We start from the raw sequence: 17,865 nt of genomic DNA on the forward strand, positions 1-17,865 counted from the left end.
CCTAGTCTTCCTGTACGGCGGGTAGGTATGTCTGCAGCTGCGCCAGCAGCGGTTGTTTCTCGGCGGCCTGCCGGGTGCGGAAGGCGGTGTCGACCTCGCGCTCCCCCAGCTTCCACGTGATCACGGCCAGGCCCTCGGACTCCACGAACTTGCCCACCATGCCGCTCTCGGTCCGGACATCGGAGATGCTTTCGGCCGGAATGTAGAGGTCCGTGGAGCCGGGTCGCTCGATCAGCACGCCGTGCGGATAGGTCCGCAGCGCCGCCTTGGTCCGGATGCCGAGGCCGTGAACGGCGACGCGGTCCAGCCAGTCCCCCGCCGTCGTCGTGACCACGTACATGCCTTCGTAGTAGCCGGTCGCGTTGGTGGTGTCCGCCGGGACCTGCGGCAGCGGCGCGATGTCCCGCTGCCGCTTGAGCCGGTTGCGCCAGCCGACGGCCACCAGCAACATGAGCACGAGGGCGACGGCGAGCATCACCAGGCCGGCCTGGATCTGGTCCATGTCAGGCCTCCTCTGCCGGGCGTGCCGGGGTGTTCAGGGCGCCGTCCAGCACGGTGGGGTGCCCGTTGAGGAACGTGGCGACCACGCGCCCGGGCAGCTCCCGGCCGGCGAACGGCGAGTTCCTGCCCTTGGTGGCCATGGCGGAGGGGTCCACCGTCCAGCGCGCCGCGGGGTCCACCAGCGTGATGTTGGCGGCCGATCCGGCGGCCAGCGGTTGGCCCTGCCCGGCCAGCCGGCCGATGCGCGCCGGCATGGCGGAGGTGATCCGGGCGAAGTCGGCCCAGCCGATCAGGCCAGACTCGATCATGGTGTGCTGCACGACGGACAGCGCTGTTTCCAGCCCGGTCATGCCCATGGCTGCCTGGGCCCATTCGCACTCCTTCGCCTCGGAAGGGTGCGGCGCGTGGTCGGTGCCGATGACGTCGATGGTCCCGTCGGCCAGGCCGGCGCGCAGGGCCTGCACGTCCTCGTCCGTGCGCAGCGGCGGGTTGACCTTGTAGACCGGGTCGTAGCTGCGGACCAGTTCGTCGGTCAGCCACAGGTGGTGCGGCGTGACCTCGGCGGTGACCTTGATCCCGCGGGCCTTGGCCCAGCGGATGAGCTCCACCGATCCGGCCGTGGAGACGTGGCAGACGTGCAGGCGGGAGTCCACGTGCTGCGCCAGCAGCACGTCGCGGGCGATGATGCTCTCCTCCGCGACGGCCGGCCATCCGGTCATGCCCAGCACCGCCGACACGGTTCCCTCGTTCATCTGTGCCCCGTCGGTCAGCCGCGGCTCCTGGGCGTGCTGGGCGATCACGCCGTCGAACGCCTTGACGTACTCCAGCGCGCGGCGCATCAGCACCGGGTCCGAAACGCAGATGCCGTCGTCGGAGAAGACCCGGACCCGGGCACGGGAGTCGGCCATCGCGCCGAGTTCGGCGAGCCGTTCGCCGGCCAGGCCCACGGTCACTGCGCCCACCGGGCGGACGTCCGCCCAGCCGGCGGTCCGGCCCAGCGTGTACACCTGCTCGACCACGCCGGCGGTGTCGGCAACCGGCGTCGAGTTGGCCATGGCGTGCACGGCGGTGAAGCCGCCCAGAGCCGCCGCCCGGGTGCCGGTCTCCACCGTCTCCGCGTCCTCGCGGCCCGGCTCCCGCAGATGGGTGTGCAGGTCAACCATGCCCGGCAACGCGATCAGCCCGTCGGCGTCGATTTCGACGGCGCCGGCCGCGCCCAAGGCGGTGCCCGCCTCCACAATGGTCCCGCCGCGGAGCAGCAGGTCGGCACGCTCCCCGCCGGTCAGCGAAGCCCCGCGGATCAGGTAGGTGGTTTCGCTGGACTCGGTCACTTGGCCTCCTGGGTGGCGGTGGGAGCGGGGGTGGCGGATTCGGTGCCGCCGGAGAGCAACAGGTAGAGCGCGGCCATCCGCACGGCGACACCGTTGCGCACCTGGTCCAGCACGGTGGACCGCGGCGAGTCGGCTGCCGCCGATGAGATTTCCAGCCCGCGGTTCATCGGGCCGGGGTGCATGATGATGGTGCCGGCGCGGCCGGAGGCGTCCAGCGCCGCCAGGCGGCGGTCGTCGAACCCCCAGCGGCGCGAATACTCCTGGGTGGAGGGGAAGTAGGCGGCGTTCATCCGCTCCCCCTGCACGCGCAGCATCATGACGGCGTCCGTGCCCTCGGCCAGCGTGGCGTCCAGGTCGTAGCTGATCGTGCACGGCCACTGGCGGCTGCCCACCGGCAGCAGCGTCGGCGGGGCGACCATGGTGACCTCGGCGCCGAGGGTGCGCAGCAGCCACAGGTTGGAGCGGGCCACCCGGGAGTGCAGGATATCCCCGACGATGGCCACCTTCATGCCGGCCAGGTCGCTCCCCGTCGACGGGATGCCCGTGAGTTTGGCCCAGGTGCGCCGCAGGGTGAACGCGTCCAGCAGCGCCTGGGTGGGGTGTTCGTGGGTGCCGTCGCCGGCGTTCACCACGGCGGCGTCGATCCAGCCCGAACCGGCCAGCCGTGCCGGGGCCCCGGAGGCCCAGTGCCGGATGACGACGGCGTCCGCGCCCATCGCTTCCAGGGTCTGGGCGGTGTCCTTGAGCGATTCGCCCTTGGAGACCGACGACCCCTTGGCGGCGAAGTTGATGACGTCGGCCGAGAGCCGCTTGGCGGCCGCCTCGAAGGAGATGCGGGTGCGGGTGGAGTCCTCGAAGAAGAGGTTGACCACGGTGCGGCCGCGCAGCACGGGCAGTTTCTTGACCTCGCGCTGGGAGACGGCTGACATCTCCTCGGCAGTGTCCAGGATCTGCACCGCGTCCTGCTTGGCCAGGTCGGCGGTGGAGAGCAGGTGTTTCATGCGCTGACGTCCTCGATCACTACTTCGTCGGTGGCCGGCGCACCGTTGTTGGTGTCGGTCTCGGCCAGCCGGACCCGGACCTTCTCCTTGGAGGAGGTGGGGAGGTTCTTGCCGACATAGTCGGCGCGGATCGGCAGCTCGCGGTGCCCGCGGTCCACCAGGACGGCCAGCCGTACGATCCTCGGCCGGCCCAGATCCACCAGGGCGTCCAGGGCGGCGCGGATGGTGCGCCCGGAATAGAGTACGTCGTCGACCAGCACCACTACCTTGTCGTCGATGCCGTCCGCAGGCAGCCGGGTGGGCAGCGGGGAACGCGTGGGATGGCGGCGCAGGTCGTCGCGGAACATGGTCACGTCGAGCTGACCGATGATTTCTTCGGCGGCGACGGAGGGGTCGGCGGCGGCAATCTTGGCGGCCAGCCGCCGGGCCAGCGGGTAGCCGCGGCGCGGGATGCCCAGGAGGACAAGGTCCTTGGGGCCTTTGTTCGCCTCGAGGATCTCGTGGGCGATACGGGTCAATGCGCGGTTGATGTCCGCTTCGGCAAGTACAACGCGCGACGATGCCGGCTGCTGCGCCGGGGAGTCCGTGTTCATCTGTTGCCGCCTCCTTCCCCGCCTCACTGGACGGAATTTAAAGGTTGCTTGCGCCCTCAAAATTACCACGGCCGGGTCGGCACGCAGCGTTCGTGACGGCAGTGCGACGGCGATCCGCGGACGATGTGCCCAAGCTCACCCGCGCAGGCAGGGGTAGCCAACGCGCGGCGACGGCGGATGCCGAAGTGGGCACCCGCCGTCGCGCGTGGGGATGGTAACTGTGTGAGACCGGAGTCAGGCCAGGAGCGTGGGCTTGAGCTGCTGCAGCCGGCCCAGGAGTCCGTTGACGAAGGAGGGCGACTCGTCGGTCGACAGCGTCTTGGCCAGCTCCACGGCCTCGCTGACCGCTACGCCGTCGGGGACGTCGTCGTTGTAGAGCAGTTCCCAGGAGCCGACCCGCAGGATGATCCGGTCCACCGCGGGCATCCGCTCCAGCGTCCAGCCCTGGGCATAGGTGGCCAGGAACTCGTCGATGGTCGGCTGCAGCGCGGCGACACCCTCCACGATCTGCGCGGTGTAGGGGTTGATCACCTGGTCGGTCTTGCCCCGCCCGGCCAGCGCCTCGGCGGCGGACACGCCGCGCTGCTCGGCTTCAAAGAGAACGTCGACGGCCCTGCGGCGGGCCTTGCCGCGGGCAGAAGTGGGAGCACTCACTAGTCGTTGACTCGTCCCAGGTAGTCGCCGGTGCGGGTGTCGACCTTGACCTTGGTGCCGGTCTCCAGGAACAGCGGAACCTGGATCTGGTAGCCGGTCTCCACCGTGGCGGGCTTGGTGCCGCCGGTGGAACGGTCGCCCTGCAGGCCGGGCTCGGTGTAGGTGATCTCCATGACCACGGAGGCGGGCAGCTCGATGTAGAGCGGGATGCCGTCGTGCATGGCGATGTTGACCTTGATGTTTTCCAGCAGGAAGCTCTCGTCGTCGCCGACCACGGGACCGGGAACGGTGACCTGGTCGTAGTCCTGCACGTCCATGAAGACGAAGTCGTCGCCGTCCTTGTACAGGTAGGTGTAATCGCGGCGGTCAACCGTGGCGGTTTCGATCTTCAGGCCGGCGTTGAACGTCTTGTCCTGGATCTTGCCGCTGACGACATTCTTGATCTTGGTGCGCACGAACGCACCGCCCTTGCCCGGCTTCACGTGCTGGAACTCAATGACGTTCCACAGCTGGCCGTCCAGCTTCAGCACGGTGCCGTTCTTGATGTCGTTGGTTGTGGCCACAGTTTCACTTTCGTCGATGATGGCGGGCCGCGGGCGGAAAGTCCGCCCGGCCCGGAGCGAAGTCCAGCAGACATTCTACCTGCTGGCGGGTTGCCGCCCGAAGGCGGCCGCGGCGGCCGGGGCTACTCGGCGATCTCCTGGTAGGCGGCGAACAGCAGCGAGGTGTCCGGCACTTCCAGGATCCCGGGCTTGGCCAGGCCGTCCAGCACCACGAACCGCAGCAGGTCCCCGCGGGCCTTCTTGTCCCGCTTCATCCCGTCCAGCAGCGCGGCCCAGCGGTCGCGGCGGTAGGTAACGGGCAGTCCGAGCGACGTCAGGATCGCCTGGTGCCGGTCGGCGGTGGCGTCGTCCAGCCGGCCCACCATCCGGGACAGCTCGGCGGCGAAGGCCAGCCCGATCGAGACGGCCGCGCCGTGGCGCATCTGGTAGCGCTCGGCCAGCTCGATGGCGTGGCCGAGGGTGTGCCCGTAGTTCAGGAACTCGCGGCGTCCGGACTCGCGCAGGTCGGAGGAGACTATGGCGGCCTTGACCCGGATGGACCGTTCGATGATCTCCCGCAACTGCGGCGTGCCGGCGGTGCTCGCGGCCTTGGGATCGGCCTCGATCACCTCCAGGATGGCCGGGTCGGCGATGAACCCGCACTTGACGGCTTCGGCCAGCCCGGTGACCAGTTCGTTGAGCGGCAGTGTCTGCAGCGCGTCCAGGTCGGCCAGCACGGCGGCCGGCGGGTGGAACGCGCCCACCAGGTTCTTGCCCTCGGCGGTGTTGATGCCGGTCTTGCCGCCCACCGCGGCGTCCACCATGCCCAGCAGGCTGGTGGGGATGTGCACCACCTTGACGCCGCGCAGCCAGGTGGCGGCCACGAAGCCGGCCACGTCGGTGACCGCCCCGCCGCCCACGGCCACGATGGCGTCCGAGCGGGTGAAGTCGTTCTGGCCCAGCACCTGCCAGCAGAACGAGGCCACCTGGATGTGCTTGCCCTCCTCGGCGTCCGGAATTTCGGCGGTCAGCGCCTCCAGCCCGTTGGAGGCCAGGTCCTCGCGCACCGCGTCGCCGGTGGCACGCAGCGCCCGAGGGTGGATCACCAGGACCTTCCGGACCCGCTCCCCCAGCACCTGCGGCAGGCGGCCCAGCAGCCCGTGGCCGACGACGACGTCGTACGCTTCCTGGGGCGTGTTCCCGGTGACCGGGATGGTGGTTGCCTCGGCGGTGTTGCTCACTGTTCGTGCCTTTCATCCAGCAGTTGTCTCAGTTCGGCCAGCAGTTGCTGCTGTGTCTTGCCGCGGGTGTCCAGCACCAGGTCGGCCAGGCGCTCGTAGACCGGCCGGCGTTGCCCGAAGGTCTCGATCCAGCGGCCCACGGGGTCGCCGGCCAGCAGCGGCCGGCCGGTGTCCTTGATGATGCGCGGCCGCACGGTGTCCACGTCGATGTCCAGGAAAACCACGGTGCAGTCGGCCAGCAGCTGCTGCGTGCCGGTGTCCAGGATGGCGCCGCCGCCCAGCGACACCACGGCGGGCGGCTTGTTTGCTGCGAGCAGCGCCGCCACTTCGCGGGCCTCGAGCTCGCGGAAGGCGTGCTCGCCCATCGAGGTGAAGATGGCGGTAATCGGCCCGTGCCGTTCGACGAGCCGCTTGTCGCTGTCCGCGAAAGCGAGGCCGTGCCGGCTGGCGAACTGGCTGCCCAGCGTCGACTTGCCGGACGCCATCGGGCCGATCAGGACCAGGTGGCGCCGCAGCTTGAGCGGCTGCCCGGCTGCCACTAGCGGCCGATCGAATCCAGCGACTCCGGGATCGCTGCCAGGTAGGACTGGAGGTTGCGTGCCGTCTCGCTCACGGAGTCGCCGCCGAACTTCTCGGTCACAGCCTCGGCCAGCACCAGGGCCACCATGGCTTCGGCGACGACGCCGGACGCCGGCACCGCGCAGACGTCCGAACGCTGGTGGTGGGCCTTGGCCGGCTCTCCGGTGGTGACATCGATGGTGGACAGCGCACGGGGCACCGTCGCGATCGGCTTCATCGCCGCGCGGACGCGCAGCGTTTCCCCGATGCTCATGCCGCCCTCGATGCCGCCGGCCCGGTTGCTGGCCCGCACGATGGTGCCGTTCTCGTCGCGGACGATTTCGTCATGGGCTTCCGATCCGCGGCGGGCAGCGGTGAGGAAGCCGTCGCCGACCTCCACGCCCTTGATCGCCTGGATCCCCATCAAGGCGGCGGCCAGGCGGGCGTCCAGCCGGCGGTCCCAGTGCACGTAGCTGCCCAGTCCCGGCGGCAGGCCGTAGGCCAGTACCTCGACCACGCCGCCCAGGGTTTCGCCGTCCTTGTGCGCCTGGTCCACTTCCAGCACCATGGCCCCGGACGTCTCCGCGTCGAAGCAGCGCAACGGATCTTCGTCCAGCGCCAGGACATCACCCGGCCCGGGCACCGGGCGGCCTTCCGGAACGGAGACCCGGCCGACCGCGGTGGTGTGGCTGACCAGCCGGATGCCCAGCGCGGCGAGGAATTTCGTGGCCACGGTTCCCAGGGCCACACGCGCCGCCGTCTCCCGGGCGCTGGCACGTTCCAGCACGGGGCGGGCTTCGTCGAAGCCGTACTTCTGCATGCCGGTGAAGTCGGCGTGGCCCGGCCGCGGCCGGGTAAGGGGGGCGTTGCGGGCCAGGTCCTCCAGTGCGGCCGGATCGACCGGATCGGCGGACATCACGGTTTCCCACTTGGGCCATTCGGTATTGGCGACCTCGATCGCCACCGGACCGCCCTGGGTCAGGCCGTGGCGGACGCCGCCCACCAGGGTAACCTCGTCCTTTTCGAACTTCATCCGGGCACCGCGGCCGTAGCCAAGACGCCGCCGGGCCAGGGCATCCTGGACCTCGGCTGCGGTCAGTTCGACGCCGGCAGGGACGCCTTCGATAATTCCTACCAGGGCCGGACCATGGGATTCACCGGCGGTTAACCAACGCAACATGGATTCAATACTGCCATGCATCGGCGGGCTGTTTAGCGCCGCGGTGCACCTACCGCGTCACACATCACATTTGTGACTTCGGCGGCGTTGGTGAAGCGATCGCCGGCGAACAAGCGCACCTGCTCCACGGCCTGGTAGATCAGCATTTCCAAACCATGTACCACCGACCCGCCGTGGCGCTGCCAGACGGCCGCCAGTTCGCTGGGCCAGGGATCGTAGGCGACGTCGAGCAACACGCGGCCGCTCCGGTCCGTTCCGGCCTCCGCCGCCAGCTCCGCGGCCAGGGAATCGGCGGCGCGCGGCGGCAGCGTGCAGACGCCTGTCCCGGCCCGCCGCAGCACGGCGGCCGCCTGGTCCCACCCGGCCACCCGCAGCGGCAGGCCGAAGTGGCGGGCGATGCCTTGCACGCTCCCGGCGCTGGCCGGGTTCCGCAGGCACAGGGTCACCTCGGACGGTTTCAGATCCGCCAGCGCGGCGGCGGCCGCTGCGGCGGTGCCGCCGCCACCGAGGATCACTGCCGGCACGCCTTCTGCGACACCGCCGTGGCGCAGGGCACCGACGATGCCGGCCACGTCGGTGTTGTGACCGGAGAGCGTCACCCGTCCCTCGCCGTCGTACTCGGGAACCACGGTGTTGAGCACTCCCAGCAGGTCCACGAGTTCGCTGACCCGGTCCATCTGGCCTACCATGGCGGCCTTCAGCGGCATGGTCACCGACAGCCCGGCCCAGTCCCGCTCCGCGCGCAGGCCCTGCACGAACTGCGGCACGCGGTCCGCCGTGACATCGATGGCCCGGTAGCTGCAGTCGAAGCCGATCAGCTCATAGGCGGCGCGGTGCAGGGCAGGCGACCGCGAGTGGCCGATCGGATGGCCGAGCACTGCCGCCTGGAGCTGCCGGTCAGCGGGCCGCCTCCCGGCAGGCCCGCCGTCCGCGGGATGGGCGGTCAGCTGCACCGGCCCTCTTCCTGCTCGCTGCACCACTGCTGGTATTCCTTGGTGTACGCGTTGTGCTCTGCCAGCGTCTCGGCGAACTTGGTCTCGCCGGTGTCCAGGTTGACCGTCACCCAGTAGTAGTAGGGCACGTCGGCCGGGTTGGCGGCCGCGTCGATGGCTGGTCCGCCGGGCGAGTTGATCGGCCCGGCCGGCAGCCCCGTGTGCGCGTAGGTGTTGTACGGGTTCGACTTGTCGGCCTTTTCCTCGGGCGTGATGTCGTAGCCCTTCCGGCCCAGCCCGTACGTGACCGTGGCGTCGGACTGGATCAGGCCGTTCGTTTCGGTGTTGTCAGGCTTCAGCCGGTTCTGGATGGCCCCGGCGACCTTGGCGTAGTCGGCCTCGCCGGCCTCGGCTTCGATGATGCTGGCGATGGTCAGCACCCGGAACTGATCCTGCGGGTCGGTGATGCCGTCACTGGTCAGCCGCTTCTTGGTGTTGGCGACCAGTTCGGCGATGATGTCCTCCGCGGTGGCGTCCAGCGGCCAGCGGTACTCTCCGGGGAACAGGTAACCTTCAAGGTTCCGTGCGTCCTCCGGCAACCCGAACTGCTGCGGATTCTTGGCCAGCTCCGCGAACTCGGAGGCCGGGATCTTCGTGCCCTTGCTCAGGGCGTCGAAGACCTCGTCCTGCCGCCAGGTGCGGTTAATGGCAACGTAGGAAACCTTCTCCCCCACGTCCGCGAGCAGGATGGCGGCCGCGTCCGCGGCCGGCAGCTTGTACTGCATCTGGTAGTCGCCGGGCTGGACCTGGCGGCCGTTCGCCTGGCTGGCCAGCTCGCCCAGGAAGATTTCGCTGTTGGAAACGATGTCCTTTTCCACCAGTGAACCGGCGATCGCCAGCGGACCGGCCCCTTGTTCCACGGTGAAGGTCACCTGCCCCTCCCCGGGGCCGGCATAGTCTTCGGGACCGCCGCCCATGCCGAGCAGGTTCTGCAGGAACAGCACCACGCCGACCAGACCGGCGGCGAAGACCGCGAACACGACCAGCATGATCGTGTTGCGCCGGCGGCGCGCCCGCTGCTTGCTGCGGGGCTTGCCCTTCCGGCCGGACGCCGGCTCATCCTCGAAAAAGTCCAGGCGGCCGTCGTGGTAGATCTGTGCGTCGTCCTGGTACGCGCCGGCGTCGTCGGCCACGTCCCAGTCCTGCTCCGTTTCGCCGTCCGCGGCAGGGACCTGCTGGTGGACGACGGTGGCCGGTTCCGGTTCGTCCCAGCCGGCGGCAGCCGGTTCGTCCCGGAGGCCGGCGGCCGGTTCGTCCCAGCCTGCGGCGGCCGGTTCGTCCCGCCCGGGGGGAACCGGGGGCGCGGCTGCGGCGGGGTGGGCGGGCGGCTCGGGCCAGGCCTCGTCCGCGGGCGCTTCCTCCCATTCGGGTACCACGTCGTCGTCCCAGTACGGGGGGACGGTGTCATCGAAGCGCGGGTCAGCGGCCTGGCGGCCGCGCACGGCGCGCCGGGATGGCAGGTTGTTCCAGTCGTCGGGGTGCTTGCTCATGTCCCGGGGTCCCCGCTTCGGTCATGTCCGTGCGAAATCGTCGGCTCCTCATGGCTGGCATCCGGCACATGGCTGCCGGCGGGCGGTGCGACAGGTGTCCCCACGTCCTGCCCTTGGGCCCGTTGCATGTCAATGGCCTGCTGCAGTATACCCACCGCAGCTACCTGATCAACTACTTTACGATGTTGACGCGTATCCATGCCAGCCTCCCGCAGTCCGCGGTGCGCCGCTACGGTAGTCAGGCGCTCGTCGATCAGGTTGACCCGGGCAGCCGACCCCGCCACAGCCAGGGCTGCGGCCAGCTTCCGGGCGTAGCCGCGGGCCATTTCCGTGGAGGCCGAGTCCCCGCCCGACAGCGTCCGCGGAAGCCCGACGAACACCTGCACGGCGTTCCGCTCGGCGGCCTCGCGCACCAGGACCCTGACGTCGCTGTCTTTCTTGGCATCGCGTTTCAGGGTGCGCACCGGGGTGGCCAGGATCCCGTCCGGATCGCAGCTGGCCACGCCCACGCGCACCGCACCGACGTCGACACCGAGTTTGGTGCCGCGCGGATAATCGGGAACAGACACCGGACGCCCTAGCGGTTGGCGACCGCGGCCGTCACGGCGGCCAGTGCCTCGTCGATCTTGGTGGCATCGGACCCGCCGCCCTGGGCAACGTCGTCCTTGCCGCCGCCTCCGCCGCCCAGTACTCCGGCAGCGGTCTTGACCAGGGCGCCGGCCTTGACGCCCGCGGCACGCGCGGCCTCATTGGTGGCCACCAGGATCAGGGGCCGGCCGTTGGCTACTCCCGTCATGGCCACGGTGACCGGGTCGGAGCCCAGCCGCGTCCGCAGGTCCAGGGCCAGACTGCGCAGGTCGTCGGCGCCGCTCAGTTCGCCGGCATTGTGCGCCAGCAGCCGCACTCCTGCCACGTCCTGGGCCTGGGCCACCAGCGAGGCGGCCGAGGCGGCCAGCTGTTCCTTGCGGAGCTTGTCCAGCTCCTTCTCCACGGACTTGAGCTTGGCCAGGGTGGCGGCGATCCGCTCGGGCAGCTGGGCTCCCGGCACCTTGAGCATTTCGGAGAGTTCGTTCACCAGCGCGCGCTCGGCGGCCATGTGGCGGAAGGCCTCCATGCCCACGAAGGCCTCCACGCGCCGGTTGCCCGAACCGACCGATGCCTCGCCCAGCAGGGTCAACGAACCGATCTGCGAGGTGGCCTCGACGTGGGTTCCGCCACAGAGCTCACGCGACCACGCGCCGTCGATCTCCACCACGCGCACGGTGTCCCCGTAGGCCTCGCCGAACAGCGCCATGGCGCCCAGCTCGCGGGCCTGGGCCAGCGGCATGATGCGGGTCTGGACCTCGAAGTTGTTGCGGATGGCCAGGTTCGAGACCTCTTCGACCTCCGACTTGGCGGCGTCGGAGAGTCCCTCGCCCCAGGAGAAGTCGAAGCGCAGGTAGCCGGCCTTGTTAAAGGAACCACGCTGCAGCGCTTCAGGGCCCAGGATTTGGTGCAGGGCCGCATGGATGATGTGCGTGCCGGTGTGCGCCTGCTCGCCGGCCTGGCGGCGCTGGGCGTCGACGGCGGCCTGCACCTTGGCACCGGAGGGCAGTTCGCCCTCGCGCACCACGGCCTTGTGCACGCTCAGGCCCTTGACGGGCTTTTGCACGTCGAGCACCTCGACCACGAACCCATCACCGGTGATCAGTCCGACGTCCGCGGCCTGTCCGCCGGCCTCCGCGTAGAACGGGGTGGCTTCCAGCACCAGTTCGATTTCCTCGCCCTGGCCGGCGAAACCGCGCACTTCGCCGCCGCGGACGATGCCGCGGACCGTGGATTCGGTGTTGAGTTCGTCGTAGCCGGTGAAGACGGTCTCGCCTTCGGCGAGCATCTCGCGGAAGACGGTCACGTCGGCGTGGCCCAGCTTCTTGCCGCGGGCATCGGCCTGGGCGCGCTGGCGCTGTTCGGCCATCAGCGACCGGAATCCGGCCTCGTCCACCTGCAGGCCGGCTTCCTCGGCCATCTCGAGGGTCAGGTCGATCGGGAAGCCGTAGGTGTCGTGCAGGGTGAAGGCGTCCTCGCCGGAGATCGGCTTCGCGGCAGCCTTGGATTCCTTCACGGCCTCTTCAAGCCGTGCGGTGCCGGAGGCAATGGTGCGCAGGAACGCCTTCTCCTCGGCGTAGGCGATCCGGCTGATCCGCTCGAAGTCGTCGGCCACTTCCGGGTAGGTGCCCTTCATCGCGTCCCGGGAAACCGGCAGCAGGTCCGGCAGGCAGGCGCGTTCCACGCCGAGCAGGCGCATGGCGCGCACGGCCCGGCGGATCAGCCGGCGCAGCACATAGCCGCGGCCCTCGTTGGAGGGGGTCACGCCGTCGGAAATCAGCATCAGCGCGGAGCGGATGTGGTCGGCCACCACGCGCAGGCGCACATCGTCGCCGTGGTGCGGGTCGTCGTCGGACTCGGCGCTCGTGTACTCCTTGCCGGAGATCTCCGCGGCCTTGTCCAGCACGGGGCGGACCTGGTCCGTCTCGTACATGTTCTCCACGCCCTGCAGGATCATCGCGAGGCGTTCCATGCCCAGGCCGGTGTCGATGTTCTTCTGCGGCAATTCGCCCAGGATCTCGAAGTCTTCCTTGCCGATGCCCGCACCGCGCTGGTATTGCATGAAGACCAGGTTCCAGATTTCGATGTAGCGGGTCTCGTCGGCGATCGGGCCGCCCTCGATCCCGTACTCCGGGCCGCGGTCGTAGAAGATTTCCGAGCAGGGCCCGGCCGGCCCGGGCTGGCCGGTGGACCAGTAGTTGTCCTTCTTGCCGGACTTCTGGATCCGCTCGGCCGGGACGCCCACCTGGTCGCGCCAGATGGCCAGTGCTTCCTCGTCCTCTTCGTACACGGTGATCCAGAGCTTCTCCGGGGGCAGGCCGTAGCCGCCCTGCTCCACCGGGCTGGTCAGCAGTTCCCAGGCCATCGCGATGGCCCGTTCCTTGAAGTAGTCGCCGAACGAGAAGTTGCCGCACATCTGGAAGAACGTGCCGTGCCGGACGGTCTTGCCGACTTCTTCGATGTCCGCGGTGCGGATGCACTTCTGCACGCTGGTGGCGCGCGGATACGGCGGCGTCTCGCGGGCGGTCAGGTACGGGATGAACGGCACCATGCCGGCCACGGTGAAGAGCAGCGAGGGATCCGGCGACACGAGGGACGCCGAGGGGACCACGGAATGGCCCTTCTTCTCGAAGAAGTCGAGCCAGCGGCGGACAATCTCATGGGATTTCATGGTGCCTGTGTCTTACCTTCCGGGGTGCAAAACGGTTGTGGGGGCCGGGCAGCGGCTTCGGTGACCGTAGAAAAACTTATCGCTTGCGGACGTCGTCGGCGGAATCGATGCCGAGGGCCAGGCGCAGGTCGGTTTCACGTTCCTGCATGCCGTCGCGGACCGCGTCGGCGAAGTTGGCCACGGAGTCGGCCACCTGCGCCAGGGCACGGTTCAGTCCCGCCGGGCCCAACGCGTCACGCGTCTGGGACACCTTGCGCACCGCGAGCACGCCGATCGCCGCACCGGCGGCCATCCAGATCATTCGCTTCATATCGGTTCCTCTTTCCCGTTTAGCGGCCGCGGCGGCGCTTGCCCTCGGGCGCGCCCTTGCCGGCGGCATTGAAGGCGCTGCGCACGCCGTAGGAGAAAGCGGCCACCTTGATCAGAGGCGAGCCCAGGGTCGCGGAGACCAGCGAGGTCAGCGCCGACACGTTGGCGGAGGCGTCCGAGACGTGGTTGGAGATCCCGTCGACCTTCCTGAGCTGTTCGTTGGTGGTGCTCACCGTAGTGGTGACTTCGCCGATCAGCGGCGTGGTGCCGTCGCTGATTTCCCGGATTGCCTGGCGCAGTTCGTCAAACACCTTGCCGAGCTTCCAGACCGGTATGGCCAGAATGGCCACCAGCACCGCGAACACGCCCGCGGCGATCAGACCGGCGATATCTCCACCTGACATGGGCTCAAACGCTCCTATTTGTTGGTTAATGGCGTACTCCGGTTCCGCGCGCAGCGTGGGCGGGCCATCCGCTGCTTAGGTCCGGCTAACGACGGCGGGGCGCACCTTGACGAAGGCACCGTCCCGCCACTGACAACACCTTACCTACTGAACAGCCCGCGGCCGATGCCGCGGGCTGTTCAGCGCCGCCCCCGCGCACGGGGGCGGCATCTCGCAGGTGCGGTCCCGGGGTTTCACGCCCGGGACAACGGGCCTAGCGAGCGTAGTATTCGACCACCAGCTGCTCTTCGCAGGTCACGGGGACCTCGGAGCGCTTGGGGCGGCGGACCAGGCGGGCCTGCAGCTTCTCCAGAGCGACATCCAGGTACGCCGGAACGTTGGGGAGCACGTCGCGGTGAGCGCCGGCAGCTGCCACCTGGAACGGGGGCATCTTCTCGGAGCGCTCGTGCACGTGGATCAGCTGGCCTTCGGAAACGCGGAAGGACGGGCGGTCCACGCGCTTGCCGTCAACCATGATGTGGCGGTGCACCACCAGCTGGCGGGCCTGGGCAATCGTGCGGGCGAAGCCGGCACGCAGCACCAGGGCGTCAAGACGCATTTCCAGCAGCTCGATCAGGTTTTCACCGGTCAGGCCGGCGGTGTTGCGGGCTTCCTCGAAGACACGGGTCATCTGTGCTTCGCGGATGCCGTACTGGGCACGCAGACGCTGCTTCTCGCGCAGACGTACGGCGTAGTCACTGTCCTGCTTGCGGCGGGCGCGTCCGTGCTGGCCGGGGCCGTACGGACGACGCTCCATGTACTTCTCAGCCTTGGGCGTCAGGGCAATGCCAAGGGCACGCGAAATGCGGACCTTGCGGCGGGCTCGTGTGTTGTTAGCCACGATGTCCTTCCAGTTATGTGCGGTGCAATGGTTTGCTGGCCTCCATGTATCGGAGAGCGTTGGTCAACCGCTACCTTCAGCTACAGTCCGTTCGCGGCACGCGTCTGGCCCCACCTCTTATCCGATCCGGGGTTTGACGGCGCTTGAAGAACGGCTTGCCAGTCAGCCAACCATTCTAGCAGCAGCTCGGGTTGCTGCCGCACGCCGCGGGTGGGCACGGTCCGCGGGCTGCCGCCACCCGGTCGACTCCGTCCGCGGGCGGTGCCGCCTTCACCGGCGTGCCGGGGCGCGTGTGGCTATCTGAAAGTCTCAAGTGCTATGCCTACAAAGAACAGGACCCCCACGCACATGTAGAAGAAACCCATGAACCTTACCGTCGGAACATCGGCGAAGGTGAAGCCTTCCTGCGGTATTCCTTTGCTCTCCTTGTACATACGGGACCAAGCATTGGCTGCACCATTGAGATCCCTGAAGATGCAGAGACCAAAGAGAAAGAATGAGAGTCCGGCGGCTGAGAAAACCAGCAGCACCAACCATTCCGGACCCTTGAGTAATGCAACGACGAAGGCGAGGAGGAAGAACCCTAGGAAAGACAGGAAGAGGGCCTTTGCAGGCTGGGGCGTCTCGACGACCTGGCGCTTGATGAGACGGATGGTTCTGATGGCTCCTCCTACAGTTGAGGAAACCGCACGGAGCGCACTCTGCCCCTTCCGAGTCCCCACGTGCCTCGAGAGTACGCCTGGCGCGGCTTCACCACACGCGACATCCTGTGTGTGTTCACCCTTCTATAGGCTTGGCCGTCAGGCCAACGCCTTCGCGACGGCGTAGGCGGCGCTTTTGTTGTATGTTCCGCGCCCGTTCATACCGGCGCGTGGTGCGCGGGTCCGCATGGCCCATGGAGTCTTGGAGGTCGTGCAGTGCGGCGTCCGCGGTTGCACCCGTCGCCGGCTTCCGGCCCCGCCGTTCGTGCGGACCGGCAGCTTTTGCCTAGGCTGGGTCCATGCGAGCCATTTTGCAGCGCGCCAGCCGCGCCAGCGTCAGTGTCGACGGCGCCGTGGTGGGCGCCCTGCCCGGTCCCGGACTGGTGGTGCTGGTCGGCGCCACCCACACCGACACCACGGACGACGCCGTGGCCCTGGCGCAGAAGACCTGGCAGCTGCGGATCCTCGACGGCGAGCAGTCCTGCGCCACGGCAGGCGCCCCGCTGCTGGTCGTCAGCCAGTTCACGCTGTACGCCGATACCCGCCGCGGCCGGCGGCCGTCCTGGTCGGCGGCCGCCCCGGCGGCGGCCGGCGAACCCTTGGTGGAGGACTTCGTGGCGGCGCTGCGGGTGCTCGGCGCGCGGGTGGAAACCGGCGTCTTCGGCGCCATGATGGAGCTGGAGCTGGTGAATTCCGGCCCGTTCACCATCAGCCTGGACACCGAGGACTTCGGCAAGCCGCGCCGAGACTAAGCTGCGCACGGCCGGCACCGCCGTCGTTAGTCGCCGCGCGCCGCCGTCGTCATTCCCCGCGGATGATCTTCCGCAGCCGGTCCACCCGGGGGGAAATTTCCCGTTCCGCGCCGTTGGTGGTCGGTTCGTAGTAGTTCCGGCCCACGAGGTCGTCGGGTGCGTACTGCTGGGTGGCGATCCCGTGCGGGGCATCGTGCGAGTAGATGTAGCCCTTCCCGTGGCCCATGCCCTTGGCACCGGCGTAGTGGGAGTCGCGCAGGTGCACGGGAACTCCCTGACCGCGGCCGGCGCGCACGTCCGCCACGGCCGCGTTGATCGCCGCGTAGCAGGCCGGCGACTTCGGTGCGGTGGCGATGTGGACCACGGCCTGGGCCAGCACCAGCCGGGCCTCGGGCATGCCGATCAGCTGCACGGCCTGCGCGGCGGCGACGGCCGTCTGCAGCGCGGTGGGGTCGGCCATGCCGACGTCCTCGGACGCATGGATGATGATCCGGCGGGCCACGAACCGCGGGTCCTCCCCCGCCTCCAGCATCCGGGCCATGTAGTGCAGCGCCGCGTCCACGTCGGAACCGCGCATCGACTTGATGAAGGCGCTGGTGATGTCGTAGTGCTGGTCGCCGGCGCGGTCGTAGCGCAGCGCGGCGCGGTCCATCGCACGCTCGGCGTGGCCGAGCTCGACGAGGACCGGGGCCCCGTCCTCGCCCGTCCCGCCGGATTCGCCCCAGGCCACTCCCGCGGCGGCCTCCAGCGCGGTCAGGCCGCGGCGCGCGTCGCCGGCGGCCAGCCGCACGAGGTGTTCCAGCGCCTCGTCGCTCAGGGCCACGCGCCCGGCCAGCCCGCGCTCGTCCGCCACGGCCCGCACCAGCAGGGCCTCGATGTCGTCGGCGGTCAACGGCTTCAGCGTCAGCAGCAGCGAGCGGGACAGCAGCGGCGAGACCACGGAGAACGACGGGTTTTCGGTGGTCGCGGCGACCAGCACCACCCAGCGGTTCTCGACGCCGGGCAGCAGCGCGTCCTGCTGCGCCTTGTTGAAGCGGTGGATCTCGTCCAGGAACAGCACGGTGGTGATCCGGTGCAGGTCGCGGGCGGTCAGCGCCTCGTCCATCACCCGGCGCACGTCCTTGACGCCGGCGGTGATGGCGGAGAGCTCCACGAACTTGCGGCCCGGTCCGCGGGCGATCACGTGCGCCAGGGTGGTCTTGCCGGTGCCGGGCGGTCCCCACAGGATCACCGACGACGGCCCCGCCGGTCCGGTGGCCGCCCCGCCGGCGGCCAGAAGCCGCAGCGGCGATCCCGACTGGAGCAGGTGCTGCTGGCCGACTACGTCATCCAGCGTGCGCGGCCGCATCCGGACCGCCAGCGGGCTGCGCGGCCGCCCCGATCCGGCGTCGCCGTCGGACACGGTTTCCCGGCCGTCGCCGTCATAGTCTTCATCGTCGCCCGCGGCCGCACTGAACAAGTCACTCACACGTCAAGGCTA

Annotated in this window: 19 protein-coding genes; 1 reads left to right on the forward strand and 18 read right to left on the reverse strand. The window is 69.3% G+C overall.

The window, feature by feature from the left end; translation table 11 throughout:
* Position 1: 1 nt before the first annotated feature.
* The 17 genes from AC5RV3_RS02250 to AC5RV3_RS02330 form a co-directional block, all read right to left on the reverse strand.
* Positions 2-502 carry a PH-like domain-containing protein gene (locus AC5RV3_RS02250; protein ID WP_494120739.1) on the reverse strand — a complete coding sequence of 167 codons (501 nt, stop codon included), beginning with the start codon at positions 500-502 and terminating at the stop codon, positions 2-4.
* A 1-nt stretch (position 503) separates the two neighbouring features.
* On the reverse strand, positions 504-1,832 hold the full coding sequence (locus AC5RV3_RS02255) for a dihydroorotase (RefSeq protein ID WP_494113502.1): 1,329 nt from the start codon (positions 1,830-1,832) through the stop codon (positions 504-506).
* Positions 1,829-2,833 (reverse strand): aspartate carbamoyltransferase catalytic subunit, encoded by a 1,005-nt coding sequence (locus AC5RV3_RS02260; RefSeq protein WP_494120740.1) that lies wholly within the window; start codon positions 2,831-2,833, stop codon positions 1,829-1,831. Before AC5RV3_RS02260 ends, AC5RV3_RS02255 begins: the two co-directional genes overlap by 4 nt.
* Positions 2,830-3,426 carry a bifunctional pyr operon transcriptional regulator/uracil phosphoribosyltransferase PyrR gene (gene pyrR / locus AC5RV3_RS02265; RefSeq protein ID WP_494120741.1) on the reverse strand — a complete coding sequence of 199 codons (597 nt, stop codon included), beginning with the start codon at positions 3,424-3,426 and terminating at the stop codon, positions 2,830-2,832. The genes AC5RV3_RS02260 and pyrR overlap by 4 nt, the downstream gene beginning before the upstream one ends.
* Before the next feature lie 234 nt (positions 3,427-3,660).
* Positions 3,661-4,080, reverse strand: coding sequence for a transcription antitermination factor NusB (gene nusB / locus AC5RV3_RS02270; protein ID WP_493987130.1), 420 nt, complete (start codon positions 4,078-4,080; stop codon positions 3,661-3,663).
* On the reverse strand, positions 4,080-4,643 hold the full coding sequence (gene efp, locus AC5RV3_RS02275; RefSeq protein WP_493987129.1) for an elongation factor P: 564 nt from the start codon (positions 4,641-4,643) through the stop codon (positions 4,080-4,082). Before efp ends, nusB begins: the two co-directional genes overlap by 1 nt.
* A gap of 122 nt (positions 4,644-4,765) precedes the next feature.
* Entirely contained in the window at positions 4,766-5,863 is a 1,098-nt protein-coding gene (gene aroB, locus AC5RV3_RS02280; RefSeq protein ID WP_494120742.1) for a 3-dehydroquinate synthase, read from the reverse strand.
* Positions 5,860-6,402 (reverse strand): shikimate kinase, encoded by a 543-nt coding sequence (locus AC5RV3_RS02285; RefSeq protein WP_494113499.1) that lies wholly within the window; start codon positions 6,400-6,402, stop codon positions 5,860-5,862. Before AC5RV3_RS02285 ends, aroB begins: the two co-directional genes overlap by 4 nt.
* On the reverse strand, positions 6,402-7,601 hold the full coding sequence (aroC, locus tag AC5RV3_RS02290; protein ID WP_494120743.1) for a chorismate synthase: 1,200 nt from the start codon (positions 7,599-7,601) through the stop codon (positions 6,402-6,404). Before aroC ends, AC5RV3_RS02285 begins: the two co-directional genes overlap by 1 nt.
* A gap of 32 nt (positions 7,602-7,633) precedes the next feature.
* Positions 7,634-8,548 carry a shikimate dehydrogenase family protein gene (locus AC5RV3_RS02295; RefSeq protein WP_494121013.1) on the reverse strand — a complete coding sequence of 305 codons (915 nt, stop codon included), beginning with the start codon at positions 8,546-8,548 and terminating at the stop codon, positions 7,634-7,636.
* Positions 8,545-10,083 carry an endolytic transglycosylase MltG gene (mltG, locus tag AC5RV3_RS02300; RefSeq protein ID WP_494120744.1) on the reverse strand — a complete coding sequence of 513 codons (1,539 nt, stop codon included), beginning with the start codon at positions 10,081-10,083 and terminating at the stop codon, positions 8,545-8,547. The genes AC5RV3_RS02295 and mltG overlap by 4 nt, the downstream gene beginning before the upstream one ends.
* Positions 10,080-10,652: a Holliday junction resolvase RuvX gene (gene ruvX, locus AC5RV3_RS02305; RefSeq protein WP_494120745.1), complete on the reverse strand. Its 573-nt coding sequence runs from the start codon at positions 10,650-10,652 to the stop codon at positions 10,080-10,082. The genes mltG and ruvX overlap by 4 nt, the downstream gene beginning before the upstream one ends.
* An 8-nt stretch (positions 10,653-10,660) precedes the next feature.
* Positions 10,661-13,339, reverse strand: a complete 2,679-nt coding sequence (gene alaS, locus AC5RV3_RS02310) for an alanine--tRNA ligase (RefSeq protein ID WP_494113495.1) — start codon at positions 13,337-13,339, stop codon at positions 10,661-10,663.
* A gap of 76 nt (positions 13,340-13,415) precedes the next feature.
* The gene (locus AC5RV3_RS02315; RefSeq protein ID WP_493987122.1) at positions 13,416-13,649 is read right to left on the reverse strand and encodes a DUF6167 family protein; all 234 of its coding nucleotides are present in this window, start codon (positions 13,647-13,649) and stop codon (positions 13,416-13,418) included.
* A 19-nt stretch (positions 13,650-13,668) separates the two neighbouring features.
* On the reverse strand, positions 13,669-14,052 hold the full coding sequence (locus AC5RV3_RS02320) for a DUF948 domain-containing protein (RefSeq protein WP_494113494.1): 384 nt from the start codon (positions 14,050-14,052) through the stop codon (positions 13,669-13,671).
* 253 nt (positions 14,053-14,305) lie between these two features.
* Positions 14,306-14,932 carry a 30S ribosomal protein S4 gene (gene rpsD / locus AC5RV3_RS02325; protein WP_493967703.1) on the reverse strand — a complete coding sequence of 209 codons (627 nt, stop codon included), beginning with the start codon at positions 14,930-14,932 and terminating at the stop codon, positions 14,306-14,308.
* Positions 14,933-15,228: 296 nt separating this feature from the next.
* Positions 15,229-15,654: a hypothetical protein gene (locus tag AC5RV3_RS02330; protein WP_494120746.1), complete on the reverse strand. Its 426-nt coding sequence runs from the start codon at positions 15,652-15,654 to the stop codon at positions 15,229-15,231.
* A 278-nt stretch (positions 15,655-15,932) separates the two neighbouring features.
* Between AC5RV3_RS02330 and dtd the strand changes: the two genes are divergently transcribed.
* Positions 15,933-16,385 carry a D-aminoacyl-tRNA deacylase gene (gene dtd / locus AC5RV3_RS02335; protein ID WP_494120747.1) on the forward strand — a complete coding sequence of 151 codons (453 nt, stop codon included), beginning with the start codon at positions 15,933-15,935 and terminating at the stop codon, positions 16,383-16,385.
* A 49-nt stretch (positions 16,386-16,434) separates the two neighbouring features.
* Here the strand turns inward: dtd and AC5RV3_RS02340 are convergent, their stop codons facing one another.
* Positions 16,435-17,853 carry a replication-associated recombination protein A gene (locus AC5RV3_RS02340; protein ID WP_494120748.1) on the reverse strand — a complete coding sequence of 473 codons (1,419 nt, stop codon included), beginning with the start codon at positions 17,851-17,853 and terminating at the stop codon, positions 16,435-16,437.
* Positions 17,854-17,865 lie beyond the last annotated feature (12 nt).

The organism is Arthrobacter sp. Y3221114 (assembly GCF_059092625.1).